Annotated in this window: 14 protein-coding genes; 6 read left to right on the top strand and 8 right to left on the bottom strand. The window is 62.0% G+C overall.

Features of this window, described 5'->3' with window-relative positions:
- Nucleotides 1-60: 60 nt before the first annotated feature.
- Nucleotides 61-1,794, bottom strand: a complete 1,734-nt coding sequence (locus HYG82_RS40695; RefSeq protein ID WP_235217764.1) for a SulP family inorganic anion transporter — start codon at nt 1,792-1,794, stop codon at nt 61-63.
- A gap of 666 nt (nt 1,795-2,460) precedes the next feature.
- Between HYG82_RS40695 and HYG82_RS40690 the strand changes: the two genes are divergently transcribed.
- The gene (locus HYG82_RS40690; RefSeq protein ID WP_179263886.1) at nt 2,461-3,738 is read left to right on the top strand and encodes an MFS transporter; all 1,278 of its coding nucleotides are present in this window, start codon (nt 2,461-2,463) and stop codon (nt 3,736-3,738) included.
- Between the two features lie 306 nt (nt 3,739-4,044).
- Here the strand turns inward: HYG82_RS40690 and HYG82_RS40685 are convergent, their stop codons facing one another.
- Nucleotides 4,045-5,916 (bottom strand): sensor histidine kinase, encoded by a 1,872-nt coding sequence (locus HYG82_RS40685; RefSeq protein ID WP_179264662.1) that lies wholly within the window; start codon nt 5,914-5,916, stop codon nt 4,045-4,047.
- Between the two features lie 115 nt (nt 5,917-6,031).
- Complete coding sequence (locus tag HYG82_RS40680) at nt 6,032-6,445, bottom strand: Lrp/AsnC family transcriptional regulator (RefSeq protein WP_179263884.1); 414 nt, start codon at nt 6,443-6,445, stop codon at nt 6,032-6,034.
- A 102-nt stretch (nt 6,446-6,547) separates the two neighbouring features.
- Between HYG82_RS40680 and carA the strand changes: the two genes are divergently transcribed.
- Entirely contained in the window at nt 6,548-7,627 is a 1,080-nt protein-coding gene (gene carA, locus HYG82_RS40675) for a glutamine-hydrolyzing carbamoyl-phosphate synthase small subunit (protein WP_179263882.1), read from the top strand.
- Between the two features lie 366 nt (nt 7,628-7,993).
- Here carA and HYG82_RS40670 read toward each other — a convergent pair whose 3' ends face one another.
- Nucleotides 7,994-8,740 carry an SIMPL domain-containing protein gene (locus HYG82_RS40670; RefSeq protein ID WP_179263873.1) on the bottom strand — a complete coding sequence of 249 codons (747 nt, stop codon included), beginning with the start codon at nt 8,738-8,740 and terminating at the stop codon, nt 7,994-7,996.
- A 132-nt stretch (nt 8,741-8,872) separates the two neighbouring features.
- On the opposite strand from HYG82_RS40670, the gene cysK reads away from it, so the two are divergent.
- The gene (gene cysK / locus HYG82_RS40665; protein ID WP_179263871.1) at nt 8,873-9,814 is read left to right on the top strand and encodes a cysteine synthase A; all 942 of its coding nucleotides are present in this window, start codon (nt 8,873-8,875) and stop codon (nt 9,812-9,814) included.
- A 211-nt stretch (nt 9,815-10,025) separates the two neighbouring features.
- A complete protein-coding gene (locus tag HYG82_RS40660; RefSeq protein WP_179263869.1) occupies nt 10,026-10,550 on the top strand; it encodes a winged helix-turn-helix transcriptional regulator in 525 nt (174 codons plus the stop codon).
- A gap of 61 nt (nt 10,551-10,611) precedes the next feature.
- Here HYG82_RS40660 and HYG82_RS40655 read toward each other — a convergent pair whose 3' ends face one another.
- Nucleotides 10,612-11,631 carry an AI-2E family transporter gene (locus tag HYG82_RS40655; protein ID WP_179263867.1) on the bottom strand — a complete coding sequence of 340 codons (1,020 nt, stop codon included), beginning with the start codon at nt 11,629-11,631 and terminating at the stop codon, nt 10,612-10,614.
- A 117-nt stretch (nt 11,632-11,748) separates the two neighbouring features.
- Here HYG82_RS40655 and HYG82_RS40650 point away from each other — a divergent pair, with 117 nt between their 5' ends.
- On the top strand, nt 11,749-12,504 hold the full coding sequence (locus tag HYG82_RS40650) for a DUF547 domain-containing protein (protein ID WP_179263865.1): 756 nt from the start codon (nt 11,749-11,751) through the stop codon (nt 12,502-12,504).
- A 34-nt stretch (nt 12,505-12,538) separates the two neighbouring features.
- Here HYG82_RS40650 and HYG82_RS40645 read toward each other — a convergent pair whose 3' ends face one another.
- On the bottom strand, nt 12,539-13,234 hold the full coding sequence (locus HYG82_RS40645) for an amphi-Trp domain-containing protein (RefSeq protein ID WP_179263862.1): 696 nt from the start codon (nt 13,232-13,234) through the stop codon (nt 12,539-12,541).
- A gap of 139 nt (nt 13,235-13,373) precedes the next feature.
- On the opposite strand from HYG82_RS40645, the gene HYG82_RS40640 reads away from it, so the two are divergent.
- Nucleotides 13,374-14,180 carry an HNH endonuclease gene (locus HYG82_RS40640; RefSeq protein ID WP_179263860.1) on the top strand — a complete coding sequence of 269 codons (807 nt, stop codon included), beginning with the start codon at nt 13,374-13,376 and terminating at the stop codon, nt 14,178-14,180.
- Nucleotides 14,181-14,466: 286 nt separating this feature from the next.
- Here the strand turns inward: HYG82_RS40640 and HYG82_RS40635 are convergent, their stop codons facing one another.
- Both HYG82_RS40635 and HYG82_RS40630 read right to left on the bottom strand, forming a co-directional pair.
- Nucleotides 14,467-15,195 carry a guanosine phosphorylase gene (locus HYG82_RS40635; RefSeq protein ID WP_179263858.1) on the bottom strand — a complete coding sequence of 243 codons (729 nt, stop codon included), beginning with the start codon at nt 15,193-15,195 and terminating at the stop codon, nt 14,467-14,469.
- Nucleotides 15,196-15,294: 99 nt separating this feature from the next.
- Nucleotides 15,295-15,597 carry a HalOD1 output domain-containing protein gene (locus tag HYG82_RS40630; RefSeq protein WP_179263856.1) on the bottom strand — a complete coding sequence of 101 codons (303 nt, stop codon included), beginning with the start codon at nt 15,595-15,597 and terminating at the stop codon, nt 15,295-15,297.
- Between the last annotated feature and the right edge of the window lie 43 nt (nt 15,598-15,640).

The following is a 15,640-nucleotide window of genomic DNA, read 5'->3' as shown; positions in this document are numbered from 1 at the left end:
CAGACGCAGATGATTCGTGCCAGCACACTGCAGTTCCGATGAAAAACCGAATCCAACCACCTAGGACGATCGTTCCGCTCTCCAGCGGTCGATGACGTCCTCGACCGGTTTCTCGGGTTTCGTGTCGCCAACCTTCGCCGCGAGTCCCGTCGTTTCGAACATCTGTACGACTTCGGCGTCCGCCCCCGCAAAACGGAGATCGACCCCCCGTGACTCGAGTTTCTGTTGCAATTCCGCCAGCATTTGTGCGGCTCCGAAGTCGACCGTCGGCGACGAGGCGAGGTCGAAGACGACCAGTTCGACGTCAGAATCGCGTTTCGCGAGTCGGTCGAGGATGTCAGCCCGAACCCGATCCGCGTTCGCGTAGAACAGTTCGGCGTCGACGCGGTAGACGAACACGTCCGTGATGGTCGTCGCTGCCGGATACGAATCCAGAGAGACGAAATGATCCGTCCCGGCGATCCGACCGAGTTCGTGTGTCGACGGGCGACTAACGCGAGAAATCGAGACCAGCAACGAGAGGACGACGCCGACGAAGACGCCCCAGAGCAATCCCACTGTGAGCACCCCGAGCAAGGCTGACATTGCGATGGAAAACTCGCCCGTACTCACGCGGTACAGTTGGCGGATCGCGCTCGTGTCGATAAGGCCTGTAACAGCAACGATAACGATCGCTGCGAGAATCGTTTCCGGGAGGAGCGTGAACACGTCGGTGAGAAAGAGCAAGACGACGACGAGAACGAGAGCGACGACGGCGTTCGTGAGTTGTGTCTTGGCGCCGACGGCGTCGTTGAGCGCCGACCGAGACATACTTCCACCGACGACGAATCCGCCACCGAAGCCGGCAGCGAGGTTGGCGACGCCATCGGCTAGCAACTCCTGATTGGCATCGGTCCGGTAGTCGTGACGTCTGGCAAACGTCTCGATTGCACTGATACCTTCGACGTACGAAAGAAGGAACAACGCGCCAGCAACGGGGACGAGGGAACTCACCGTCGAAATGCCGGGGATCGTCGGCACTGTCAGCGAGGGGAGACCGCTCGGAATCGACCCGACGATGTCGACACCGCGGGCCTGTAGATTCGTGACCGATACGAGCACGATAGAGAGGACGACGACGACGAGCGCGTTCGGTGCACGCGGCACGTACCGTTCTCCGAGGACGAGCAACACGATGCCGACACCGCCGACGGCCAGGGTCTCGGGGTTCGTCTGAGCGAGGTGGGTTCCGGTGTCCCAGATTCGCCCAAAGAACGTCTGTCCGAAGAAGGTACCCGACGTGTTGCTCTCGATACCGAACAGCTTGTTGAATTGGGTGGACATGATGTACAGCGCCGCTCCGGCGGAAAACCCCGTGAGCACTGATCCTGAGATGAAATGGACGAGAAACCCCAACCGAAATGCCCACGCGATAACTGCGAAGACGCCCACGAGGATCGTCGTCACAATAACGAGCGACGCGTAGGAGGCGGTTGTTCCGCCCGCGACAGCCCCGACGCTACTGGCGAGCAAGATTGCCAGTGCTGAGGTCGGTCCCATGATGACTTGCCGAGAAGTGCCCAGGAAAAAGTAGGCGATGACGGCCATCAAACCGGCGTACAAGCCGGTCTCAGGTGGCAGGTTCGCCAGCGACGCGTACGCTAACCCTTCGGGAATGACCGACGCCGCGACGGTGATTCCCGCGACGACGTCCAGTCGGAGCCACGACGTGTCGTATCGCGGAAGCCATTCTACCACCGGAAGAATCGACGAAAACCGTCTGCCGATTCGTTCTTTGAGGCGTTTTGTTGCCACCGAAACTCACCTCCTGGTCATGATCACTGCTGTGTATCGACTGGGTTCGGTCACCGGCGTCAGGTATATATCGTGATCGGCCCTGGCAGGCCGAAGGTCCCTGCGATACGAGCCCATGTGCATGAGACCGTGTCGTTTGTGCTACTCTGGATTGCCCACAGCAGCTATCGAGCCCGACTCGTGCAACCCACGGCGGCCTTCCATATAATATAGGGGTGATATGGGTGATATCCACGTTCACATTGTTGCACGGGAGATCGTACCGACTGGACGACAAACGCGAATTCTATCCCGTGCTATGTCCGTCCCCGTGGCGAGTGAACGCTCGTCCCGCTACCGACCATCGCCACCCGTACCAGCCACAGCAGTCGCTCAACAGCTGCTGCACAGTCTCTCGAAAATCCGTCACATACCTCGAGCGTGCAATCCCCATCCGATCGGGACACGAAACGGTGGCCAGTTCCGTATCGGCCCGCGTCGTCGGCACGGAGTTCGGCGATTACAGCAGACTGCTCCGGTATCGAGCCGTCTTCGGCAGGAGCTCCCTCGGTCTCAGAGACAGGAGCTGACAGCGAAAGCGGGCCCTGTCACCCGATCCCGGAGGCAGAAGCCGCCAGGGAGTACGGGAGGGGCAGCGTTTAAGCCGTTCGTCCGGCGATACCGGCTATGCCGTTTCGCCGAGTTCGTGACGCGGTCGCGTCCGTCCCGAGGCAGACGGCGCTGGTCGTCGGGCTGATCAGCGGCTCGCAGTTCGCCAATCACGCGTTTCTCGTCCTCCTCCCGCCCATCCTCCCGCTCCTCTCTTCGGACCTCGACGTTTCCATCGCGATACTGGGGGTGGCTCTTGGCGCGCAAGCGCTGGTAAACACCGCGTTCCAACTTCCGTTCGGATATCTGGGAGACCACTACGATCGGACGATCGCACTCGGACTCTCGTCGGTGTTGGGAGCCGTTGGCGCTATCGTCACGGCGCTCGCAACCAGTTTTCCCGTACTCCTCGTCGGTCAGATCGTCCTCGGTATCGGCGTCGCCGGCCATCACCCCGCCCACTATCCGTTGCTGTCCGACGCGACGACAGAAGACACGCGCGGTCGCGCGTTTGCCGTGTACAACTTCGGCGGCAGCCTCGGGTTCGCGACGCCGCCGGTCTTCATCACGGCGATCATCTCTATTCCGGGATTGACGTGGCGTCACGCCATCGCCACGTTGGGTCTGATCGGTCTCGCGTACGCGATACTCATTACGGCCGTCTTCGCCCGGTGTGTCGACGACGAGATCTCTGCGCCGAACGTCGAACCGTCGGCGACAGACGATCCACTGCCCGTCCGCATCCGTTCGGAGCTCCGGGCGCTCGTCTCCGAACCGGGAATCCTCGCGCTGGCGGTCCTCGCGCTGTTCGCGTCGACCGCCAACTGGGGGGTGACCTCCTACGCCGTCGTGTTTCTGACGGACGTCTACGGACTATCTCTCGGTCTCGCAAACCTGACGCTGACGGGGCTGTTCGTCGTCGGGGCGGGTGCCATCCTCCTCGGCGGCTACCTCACCGACCGGTTCGGCGGCGGCCGGGTCCTCGTCGTCAGCTTCCTCGGTTTCACGGCTCTGGTCGGACTCATCGCAGCACGCCTCGTCCCCGTAACGGTCGCAATCGGGTTGTTCCTCGTGTTAGGTGCCGTACGAAGCATGGCTGGGCCTGCTCGAGACGAACTGACCGAACGGCTCGCCGATCGGGGCACCGTCGCGAAGAGCTTTGCCATCGTCACTATCGGCATGATGCTCGGGAGTTCGATTGCGCCACCAGCCTTCGGCTACATCATCCAGTGGGTCGGCGTCAAAGCGGCGTTCTTCGCCGTCGCCGGTGTCGCCCTCGCGGCATCTGTCGTCACGCTGTTCGTCGTCGCCGAATTCGCCGACGCTCCGGGGGGAACGTCAGTGGCTGGAGACTGATCGGGTGTTCTGGCGAAGAGCAAGCTGTCCGTACGTTCTGTGCCGAGCACGGCGATCACGCGGCGAGTGACCGCAAACTGGGCGACGAATCGACGACGGTGCGTTTCTCGTGTCCGAGCTGTCGCGAACCGATTCCGTTCGTGTTCGTCACGGGTTCGAACACCGCCACCGTCGAACGCTTCGACTGTTCCGTGCCGTCGGGCCCGTTCGACCGCAGTTGCGAGCAGGAGTCGAGTTCGGCTGGAGTTCCAGCATCGACTGGGACAGCGACACCCGCGGGACGCCGCCTGAACGCGGACCGATTGGCTACGTCGCTGCCGTCGGGATGCGAAGCGTGACGATGCTGCCCCGTGGCTCGTTCTCGCTGATTCGCATTTCGCCCCCAGCGTTTTTCGCTACCCAGTACATGAGCCACAACTCGAGACCCGACCCATGGACGAGCGGTGTCTCGTGACCCAGCTCGAGCATCGGTTGTTCTTCCTCCGGGATTCCGGGGCCGTTATCGGCGATGGCGATATCGATCCAGTGATCGGTGTCGTTCGCTTCGGGCGGGGTGACCCTGACGGTCACTTCGGGGACGGGTTGGTCGTTGTGGCTGACGGCATTGTGTACCGCTTCTCGGATTGCCATCTCTACTCGGTTGTCGGCCTGTACGAGGACGGAGTCTGGAGCATCCACCGTGATCGCGGCATCCGGGTACTGCGCTTCGAAGTCAGACGCGAGTTTCGATACCATCGCTCCGACGTCACAGGAGGCGTCGCCGTCTCCCCCACGCTGGAACAGGTCCCGCACGGCGGCGGCGTTTTCGCTGATTTTGAGCAGATCCACCGCTTGTTCTTCGATCGCCGTCACGGCTTCGTGGGGGTTGTCGTCGGTGGACGCCGTCCGCAGGCGCGACGCATTCCCTTTGATGACGTTCATCCCGTTTCGGATGTTGTGTCGAAGGATCCGATTGTGGACGCTCAGTCGCTGTTCGCGCAGTCGCTGCTCCGTTATATCGGACTCGATTGCCACGAAGTGCGTAATCTCACCGGCAGCATCCGTGATCGGCGCGATCGTCTGGTCGACGTGGTACAGCTCTCCGGATTTGCGCCGGTTGATAAGTTCGCTTTCCCAGACGTCTCCTGAGAGGATCGTCCCCCACAGCTCTTCGTAGAACGCATCGCCGTGCTTTCCCGATTTGACGATGCTCGGGTTCCGTTCGACGGCCTCGGTCCGATCGTATCCAGTGTCTCGTTCGTACGCCGGATTGACGTATTCGATCGTTCCGCTGCGATCCGTGATGACGATCCCGTGGCCGGCCTGTTCAACTGCTTTTCGAAAGAGTTGCAGCTCTCGCTCGCGTTCCTTTTGATCCGTGATATCCTGGATCGCGCCACGTAACGCGACGATTGCTCCGTCTTTCGTAACCGATTCCCCGACCGTCCGGACCCATCGGTCAGTCCCGTCAGCCGTGGTGAGGCGCAACACTTCGTCGAACGGGTCTCCGTCCGTCTTGCACGAGTCGACGAACGATCGAATCGTGTTTTGATCGGCAGGATGAAAGAATTCGATCACCTCCAAAAGGGTCGGATCGTATCCATCATCGACGCCAAAAATCGCCCTCGTTCCCTCGGTCCACTGAAATTCGTCCGTTCGGAGGTCGAGTTCCCACACACCGACAGCGGCGAGATCCTCGGCTTTTGCGAGGAGGTCACGTTCCCGGCCCAGCTCTCGTTTCGCTGCTTCCTGTTCGGTGACGTCACGAGCGATGCCGACGATCCGTCTCACCGGCCCGTTCGACTCGGTCGGCGTGAGCTTCGTCTCGACCGTTCGGTTGCCAGCGGGAAACGGCAGCCTCGCGGTGAATTCGGTCGGTTCCCCTTCTTCGACGCACGCTCGATAGCTATCGAAACCGTTGTTCTCAATATCTCCCTCGAACACCTCCCGCAGCGTTTTTCCGCGAACCTCCGCCTCGGTCAGACCAATGATCGCTTCGTAGGCCGGGTTGATGCGTCCGTATCTAAACGCGAGGTCACCCCCTGTTCGTTCGACCTCGACTAGAAAGACGGCCTCTTGGACGGCATGAAATACCGTTTCGTACCCGTCGGCTGGCATCGAACTCGGGTCCGAATCTACCGGATTATCGGCGCCCGTCGGTGGCACGTTTCGATTATCGTAACTTTCCTCGAAGGTCATCGCCTGGAGATACGTCCCTTCGTTCAAAAAGCCTCGAAGCACTTCTAATCGCGTGGGAACACTGCGGCGACTCGAGTCACCGTAGTCACAACCCGTACCGACGTTGGGGCCACCTTTACCCGAGTTCCTCGTCTAGAATCAGCCGCGTCTTCGTACTCACGACCTCCTCCTGATCGCGGGCCTTCGTGATGAGGTCGTTGACCCCGCGCGTGTCCGCCGCGTCGACGACGAGGACGATGTCTTGTTCGCCCGAGACCATCCAGACGAAGTCGACTTCCGCCCACTCCGCCATCCGCTCGGAGACCGCCTTTGTGTCGACGTCGACTGCGACGCCGATCTCGAGCATCGCCTGAACGTTCCCCGTCCGGGTCGAGATGGTAAAGCGTTCGATGACGTCGTCATCCATCATGCGCTCGACGCGATTGCGAACGGTTCCCTCGCTCGTCCCGACCTCGCTTGCGATCTCGGTGTACGGCGTTCGGGCGTCTCGACGGAGGATATCGAGGATTTGTCGGTCCAGGTCGTCCATGGAGATGCGTACCTACGCACGACTCGCACTTACCGATTACGAAAATCGTAACTGAGCTTCGAAGACAACACTTATGATGGTACAAACGATACGTAGATCGTAATGACGGAAGCCTACGTCGCACTCGAAGGCGGCCACGTACTCGAGGGTCGTGGTCGTGCGTCGGGAACGGCTCGCGGTGAACTCGTTTTCACAACAGCGTATACGGGTTACGAGGAAAGTCTGACCGATCCGTCCTACGAGGAGCAGGTCCTGACCTTTTCGTACCCGCTGATCGGAAACTACGGCGTCCGAGAAGAGCGGTTCGAGGACGACCGCGTCCACCCGCGTGCCGTCCTCGCGAAGGAACTCACCGAAGACGTCGCGGAATGGCTCGAGAACGAGGGCGTTCCGGCCGTCGACCACCTCGACACCCGCGAAGTCGTCACGGACATCCGCGACGGCGGCGCGATGAAGTGTGGAATCGCCGTCGGCGAAGACGTCACCGAGGAGGATGCACTGGCAGAGCTCGGGCAGTGCAAGGCGATGAGCGACCACACCGACATCGGGGCGCAGGTCAGCGTCGACGAACCGACCGTCTACGGCGCGGACAACGACGGCGAGACGGTCGCCCTGATCGACTGCGGCGCGAAGGGATCGATCATCGACTCGCTGCTCGAGCGAGATGCGAAGGTTCACGTCTTTCCTCACGACGCGCCCGTTGCCAACGTCGAGGCCATCGACCCGGACGTGCTGTTCATTTCGAACGGTCCCGGCGACCCGGTCAACTTCGAGGATGCAATCGGACTCGTCGAGGCGTTCGTCGAGGACACGCCCGTCGCCGGCATCTGTCTCGGCCAGCAGATCGTCGCCGAGGCGCTTGGCGGTTCCACCGAGAAGATGACGTTCGGCCACCGCGGCGTCAACCAGCCCGTTCTCGATCTCGAATCCGGACAGGTCGTGATGACCACCCAGAATCACGGTTACACCGTCGCCGACCCCGGCGACCACCTCGAGGTCACCCAGATCAACGTCAACGACGACACGCCGGAAGGGATCGACGGCATCGAGTACGACGTCATCACTCGCCAGTATCACCCCGAAGCGAATCCCGGTCCCGAAGACACTCTCGACTTCTTTGACGACGTTCTCGCCATGGCTTCCAGGCGAGAGAACGAGCGGGCGGTTCCCGCCGACGACTGAGAGTCGCACTCGCGTGTGACGGTCGCGATCTGAGGGGCGGCTTCTACATCCGACACCTGCATCCGAGTCTACCATCTTCGTTTCCGTGTAGACCTGTACGCGTGGTGGAGACGGCGACGACACAGCCGCGGGACCACCGCCCACCACGACGAAGACAACGGTCGCGATCGAACAGCGGTCTGGCGACCTGACTCAGCCGACACGGGTCGCCAGGCCCGTCGCCGGGCCACGCACCGACCGATGGTTGTCCGATTATAGACGGGAGCGACCAAAATCTACAGTCGATCGATCGCTGGCAAGCCGAATACCTACCGGGCCACCATCACGACCACGAACGGCACTGTACTGGTCGCGAGTATCGAGTGGTCATGCGGCGAACGAGTACGTGACCGTCACGCTGGCGGTTACGCTGACGGGTTCTGCATCGATTTCCGTCGGCGGTGCCTCCTCACCTGCAGCGTCGGCGCCCGCCGTTGTTTCGCGACGAACCGGATTCACCGACACGTCGCCGGTCGTGACGGCTGTCGTCCCCTGAAGCTCGATCTCACGATTGTCGGCGATGTACGCCGCCTCTTCGTCGGCATTGGCCAGCGCCGCGTCGAGCGCCTCCTTTCGCAGTTCGGATTGCGTCTCCTCCCGAAGCGTGAAGTTCACGTACCCGACATCGTCGGCGCCAGATTCGATCGCCGCGTCGATGACGTCACCGACGCGGTCGACGTCGGTGAGGGTCACCTCGAACGTGTGCGTTCCCCTGAACCCCTCGGCACTGCGCTTGCGGATAGGGGAAATACTGAACTGACCTTCCTCGACGTTCTCTTCGGCGATGCCAAGCCGTTCAAACGTCGTACGGAGCTGTTTAGCTCCGGCCGCCAATTCGTCGGTGACGGCATCGGCGCTTTCACCGCTCGCCTCGACGCCGATAGTAACGATTGCCTGGTCCGGCTCCGTCTGGACCTCGCCGTTGGCGCTGACGGTAATCTCTCCGCGTCCAGCGCTCTCGTTCGTCGCCGAGCCTGAGCCAGGGTCGCCGTTGCTGAGCGAGCTTCCCACACAGCCCGCCACTGCCGCTGTGAGTCCGACGGTCGATGCTGCGAGGAACTGTCGTCGATCCATAGCGAATCGATCAGGGGCAACGGGAAAAAGGACGTCCCAAGCTCAAAGGCAATTTTCACCCCACGCGAGTTTGTTGCTCCCCGAACTGGTTCGGGATAAACTGTTTACCAGCCCCACTCGATGCGTGAAGTAATGGATCGAGGCCTCGAATCCCCAGCTGACATCGACGCCGCAGCGAGCGTCGACGAATTGATCGGGGAAACGCCCCTGTTACGACTTGACGCCTTCGCCGACAACTGTTTCGGAAAGATCGAGGCGGGGAATCCGTATTCGGTCAAAGATCGGATCGCACGAGCGATCGTCGACGCCGCCGAGCAGGCAGGCTCGCTCGAGCCCGGTGACACAGTCGTCGAATCGACGAGCGGAAACACTGGAATCGGGCTGGCGGCCGTTTGCGCGGCGCGGGGATACGACTGCGTGTTGACGATGCCAGCCTCGATGTCGACCGAGCGCCGCCAGCTGTTGCGCGCCCTGGGTGCGGAACTGGAACTCACCCTCGCCGAGAACGGGATGAGCGGCGCCAACGAGCGTGCAGCGGAGATCGTCGCCGATAGCGATGATGCGATTCTGGCACGCCAGTTCGAAAACGAGGCCAATCCGTCGGCCCATCGGGAGACGACGGGCCCGGAGATATGGGCAGCCACCGACGGCGCGGTCGATGCGATCGTCGCGGGCGTCGGCACTGGCGGGACTATCACCGGGGTGTCAGAGTACGTGAAAGAAGAACGGAAAAAGAGTGACTTCACGTCGGTCGCGGTCGAACCCGCAGAGTCGCCGACCCTTTCGGAACAAAGCGCCGAGGGCCACGACATTCAGGGAATCGGCCCCGGCTTCGTCCCCGACGTCCTCCGGACCGACCTCGTCGACGAGGTCCGCGCCGTCGAGGGGGCGGCGGCCAAGGCAGCGGCCCGAAAGCTCGGTCAAAGCGAAGGGCTGTTAGTCGGGATTTCCTCGGGCGCGGCGCTCGCGGCCGCCGCCGAGTACGCGACCGAAAACCCCGACGAGCTGACCGTCGCCGTTTTGCCGGACACCGGCGAGCGCTACCTCTCGACCGGCCTCTTCGAAGCCGAATAGACGGCTGCCGATCGAGTACTTCGGACGCACCGCCTCCACCGGAGTACTTCCGGCGCGCTGGCTCCACTGGAGTACTTCGCATGCACCGACGTCACTGAAGAACTTCGGACGTGAGGACGGTTCTCGGTAGCTGGGAACGTGGGATACCTGTTTTGTGACCGCTGTGGCTAGTAACAGAGTAGGTCTACCGCAGGACGACCACGAGCCACCGATGACTGAGACGCGCCAAGAGATCCGAGCACACGTCGGCTCGAACGCCGGCGTCCATTTCAACGAACTCGTCAGGGAATCTGACTTCGCACCCGGACAGGTTCAGTACCACATCCGACGACTGCTGGATGAGGACCACCTCATCCGCGAGGAGTTCTACGGCCGGACCCACTACTACCCGCCGGAGTACGACGAGTGGGAACGAGCCGCGCTGGCGCTGTTCCGCCGGGAAACCGCCCGCGAGATCGTCGTCTACCTGATCGAACACGAGCAGGCTGCACCCGCAGACGTCGCTGACGCACTCGGGATCGCTCGCAGTTCGCTCGAATACCACCTCGATCGACTGGTCGACCACGACATTGTCGAGAAGCAATACGACGAACGAAACCGCGTCCGCCTCGCACTCGCCACCCCTGAAGCGACGGGACGACTCTTGACGACGGTGACCCCGACGGTTCCCGACCGGCTCGTCGATCGGTTTTCCCGACTCGTCGATGAGTTACTCGCGGGTACGGCCGAGTCGTAACCGCGGTCCAGGCAATACCGTTGCCCCGGGCCGTCCTCGAGCCGGTCGACTCAAGCGTCCATTATTGCATCCCGGGTACGTCCTCGAGTCGGTTGTAGTGGTTGTTCATTACGTTTAGCGTGGCGATCAGCGCACCGAGGACGACGGGACCGTAGAACAGACCCATGATACCGAACGCGTACACGCCACCGAGGACGCCGAGGATGATCACGGCTGGATTGAGGTCGGCGTACCGATCGACGAGGATCGGTCGGAGGTAGTCGTCCGAGAGCCCGACGACGACCGTGCTATAGGCGAACAGCGCGACGGCCAGGAACGGCTCGCCGGTCAGGAAGAGGAAGATCACGGCGGGCCCCCACACCAGGAACGAACCGACCAGCGGGACCAGTGAGAGAATAATCATGACGACCGTCCAGAACGCGGCATTCGGCACGCCGGTCGCGAGCAGTCCCAGACCGGCGATCGACCCCTGAATGATCGCGATCAGGACGTGACCTGCAAGAACGGCCCACATGACCGCATCCAGTTCTCGATAGAAATCGTCCTGGGCCTCGTCGGGCAACGGCGTCAGGTCACGAATCCAGGCCAATAGCGCGCTCCCGTCCTTGAGGAGGTAGTAGAGCAAAAATATCGCAACCCCCAGCCCGATGACGGTGTGGGTGAGCGCGCTGAACCATGCAGTCGACTGCTCGAGAACCATCCCGCCGACGCCCTGTGCGGAATCGGCTAGCACGGCTGTCAGATCGACACTCACGCCCGTTCTTGCTTCGATGAAGCGTTCGATCTCGGCGGTCTGGAGCGCATCCGCGTCGGCGTTTTCGATGAGCCGGCGTGCGTCGCTTGCGACCGCCGCAATAATCACGATCAACGGGACGACGACGCCGGCGACTGCGAGGACGACTAGCCCGAGCGCGGCGACCGGCGGCGGAACTCGCCGCTCGAGTCGCGTCTGGACCGGATAGAGGACGTACGCCACGAGAACGGCACCGAGAACGTACTGTGCAAAGGGAAGGACGAGCAACAGCGAGAGATAGGCGAAGAGTCCGACGAGAACGAGGAGAAATCCCTTGCTGAGGTTCACACCTATTATTTTGAGAGTCGACGGAATAAAACCACTCCTTGAACCTATCTGTCAGTTGGATTGTCGTCAGAAGCCGTCACACGCCTTCAAGGGGCTGGTTAGTGAACTCATACCCGAATGTCGACTCAGCTCGATCCCCTTTCGCTCTCGGCCGATCTTCTCTATACAGTCAAGACCGAGGGCGATGCCGATCCGCTGCGAGAGCACCTCGCTGCCCTCGAGCGGTCACAGCTTGAACGAGCGCTTGCAAACCGCGAGGGAAAACTCGCGTTCTGGCTCAACTGTTACAACGCCTACGCCCAGCTTCTTCTGGAAGACGAGGTGGCCGAGCTTCACGAGGGCGGATTACTCGATCGCTGGAAGTTTTTCGGTCGCGATCAGGTTCCTATCAGTGGGGTCTGGCTCAGTCTCAACGACATCGAACATGGCCTGCTCCGAAGCTCGAAACACCCGTGGGGGCTCGGCTACCTTCCGCGACTGTTCCCCACCGCGTTCGAACGCCAGTTCCGCCTCGAGGAGTGCGATCCCAGGGTTCACTTTGCGCTGAGTCACGGGGCCGAACACTGCCCGCCGATCGCGGTCTACTCGCCGCGAGATGTCGACGAAGAACTCGATATCGCCATCGAGTGGTTCTTGGAGGAAAACGTCACCTACGATGCCGACGAAAATGTCGCAACGGTCCCGCGGCGCTTCCGGCAGTACCGCGGTGACTTTGGAGGGACCAGGGGTATCGTCTCGTTTCTTCGAGAGTACAACGCCATATCGACCGATGCCACGCCCTCCCTCGAGTACGAACCGGTCGACCGTTCAGCGGACCTCGACGTCGACATGGACGGCGACGAGACGCTGGACGGGGGCGATATTCGACCGTGAGTTTCGTTTCCACAGTGAACAACCGTCTGGGCTCTCAGTTGCGCCGCACTATCGTCGCCGTCGAGGCGCTTCGCATCACGCCGCGTACGGCCCGCTCGGCGTTCGACCGCGAAACGTACCCTTCCCCGCTGTCGGCGAGTATATTGCCGTTCCAGTGAACGAGTCGCCAGCGCCACTCGTCTGCGTTGTCTTCATACACCTCGAAGCGGCTGGTTCGATCGGATTCGCTCGTCCGGTCGGCAACTCCGGAATCCGTTTCTTGGACCGTCACTGTCGTTTCGGCCGTCTCGTCGTCGGCCGGCGATTCGCTCCGTTCCGTGACTCCCTCGAGCGGCATCACCGCCGCCGCGGGTGCCGCATCCGCGTCGTCCGTTTCGTCCGTAGTGTCTCGCGTTTCCGTTCGCTCGGCGCTTTCGCCGGCAGAATCGTCCGTGGTCCGGACGCTCGAGTCCCCGGCCTCGTCCCAGGCGAATTCCAGTTCCAGTTCGGCGACTGGCGGCTCCAGCGTCGGATCACGCTCCGCCTCGAACGCGGCGGTGAGACGCTGCGGGAGGTCGATTCTGACCGTTCGCCCGTCACCGCGCAGGCGAATGGGTCGCCCGGTCTCGAACGCGGTCGCGAACTCCCCGAGGACGGCGGCGAGTTCCTCGCGGTCGTAGGCGCGCTCGAGGTCGAACTCGTTCGCGCTCGACTCCGATCCTCTGTCAGCATCGTCAGGTGCGTCGACCATATCGTCGGTACGACGGCCGCGAATTAGTATTTCGTGCCAGCTCCTGGAGACCGACGGCCACCGTCGCTCGATCGATCGGCGGAAGCAGACCGTCTGAATAGCCGGTGCGTTTTTGTCGGCGCGCTGCCTTCGCTCGCTCGTGACTTCACCCGATCGGTATGGTGACCGGGAGTTCATCTTCGAGCGCGATGCGTTTTCCTGTCGACACTGCGGCGTCGTCGACGACGATCTGACGAGCCTCCGGACCTATCCTGTCGGCAATATCCCTCTCGAGGGCGATGTACACGAAAGCGGGGTCGTAACCGTCTGTACGGAGTGTTTAGCCCCGCTTGAGAACTCGCCTTCGACGGAGCCTGACGCCACTGACGACCTGTTTCATCTCGTCCGTGAGACCACGCAGGTCCAGGGTGCGACGATCTCCGACGTCGCGGACTTCGCGTCGGTCGCGACGTCACTTCCAGATACGCTCGAGGCCGCCGTCGACGACGAGACGCCCGCCGACCTCGAGACCCCAGTCGCCGAGTACCAACGCGCTCGACGCGACGTCCTGCTTGCGCTCGACATCGTCGACGCTCGTCTCGACCGTCTCGCCACCCTCGAGTCAGCCGTGGATCCCACCGTTCGGTCCGCGCTCGCTGCGTTTTCGGAAACGTCGACTCAGTTACAACGGACCCTTCGCGAGGTCGTCGCGGCGAGCGAAACGGTCGCTACCGGCCACGGTCGCTGTCACGGCTGTTTTGCCTCCCTCGAGGAGGCCGAAGACGAAACGTGCTCGACCTGCGGGCTCGTCGCCCATCAGACAGTCGATTGGGAGCAAGACGACGGGACCCTGGCGTTCGACCGACTATTCGAGACGATCAACGAGACCCTTCGGGGGGCCTCCCAGACGACCGAGACGCTGACCGACCGGACGATGGTACTCGCCGAGCAGTTGGTCGAAGAATGATTTCGTCCGGTCTGGTTTACCGACAGGGAGCCGAAGACGACGGGCGCACGGCCGAGCATACTGAAGCAGCCACCCCATCCAACGAACTGCATATGCGGCGGTCCCTCCTACCGCAGACGTGATGGCGACACCCACAGGCGCGAATGCGGTGACAGTATCACGTTCTCGAAGAGACAGCTGAGAAGGGTGTACCGATCGTCATTCGTAGTCGATTTCGTACTATTTTCGAGAGCAAACAGATGATGGCAGTGGGTGGTGCCAACTGCTCGTGAACGATCGCTGTCGCCTACAAGCCCGTCGCGGCCTCGAGAGCGATATCGATGGCTCGGCCGACGTTGTTTTTGGCTTTGTCCGGGAGTTCCTCGTCCTCGGTGTCGGTCCCTTTCTGGGTCCCTTCGACGAGGTTTCCGTCGACGGTACAGATCGCACCGGCACGCAATCCTCTGCGGCGAGCGAGCGTAAAGACCGCGGCGGCCTCCATCTCGACCGCCAGCAAACCGGCGGCTTCCCAGTCGTCGACGGCCGCGTCGGTCTCGGCGTAATAGGCGTCGTCGGAGGCGATCGGCCCCACGTGGACATCCTCGTCGTTTGCGTGTGCGGAGTCGACCAGCGCAGACAGCACGTCGTAGTTCGGCACGGCGGGATACTCGACGGCCTCGTACCGTTTGCTCGTCCCCTCGTTCTTTGCGGCCCCGGTCGCGACGATCATGTCACCGATTTCTATCTCCGACTGGAGCGCGCCGGTCGTCCCGACGCGGACGAACGTCTCGACGCCGACGTTTGCCATCTCTTCGATCGCGATGGCGGCCGATGGACAGCCGATTCCGGTCGAGCAAATCGTCAATTCTCGTCCCTCATACGTGGCGTTGACGACCTTGTACTCGCGGTTACGCGCTATCGTTTCCGACTCGTCACAGTGATCGGCGATGCGATCGACCCGCCCCGGATCGCCCGGAATGAGTGCGATATCCGTCAGATCGCCGTCGTCTACCAGTAGGTGTGGCTGCGTCGCCATACCGTCGCGTTCCGCGGGCGGTGAGAAAAAAGGTTCGAGGAAGGGTCGAGGCGCATCGCCGATATCGACGCCACCCCGTTCCCCGCGTTCAACCGTCGACTATCCGTTCGGACGCACTTCAACGCGGCCGGGTCGGACCGTGACCACCGCGTTCTCTATTTCGAATTCGACGGTTCCTTTCGCTCGGGACCCGCCGCGGTTCGTCTCCGCGAAGAGGCTGTCGAGCGCCTCCGGATCGATGTAGTCGTATAGCTGCGTGCTGGCCGCGGTAACGTCGTCACCGAAATACTGAGCCAGCGCCATCGCAGCGGCGATACTCGGCGGTTCGTCCGCACGTCGTTCGTACTGGATGCGACGTCTGAAGCCACATCCATTGGACTGGTTTACCCTTCCTTCCGTCATGTCTCTCAGCCACGATACTGTGACTGTCTATCTGAGTGAGCAA

It is taken from the genome of Natrinema halophilum, from assembly GCF_013402815.2.
In the GTDB taxonomy this organism is placed as follows: domain Archaea; phylum Halobacteriota; class Halobacteria; order Halobacteriales; family Natrialbaceae; genus Natrinema; species Natrinema halophilum.
The sequence above is the reverse complement of the archived record's forward strand: the minus strand, read 5'-3'. Positions and strand labels throughout refer to the sequence as shown.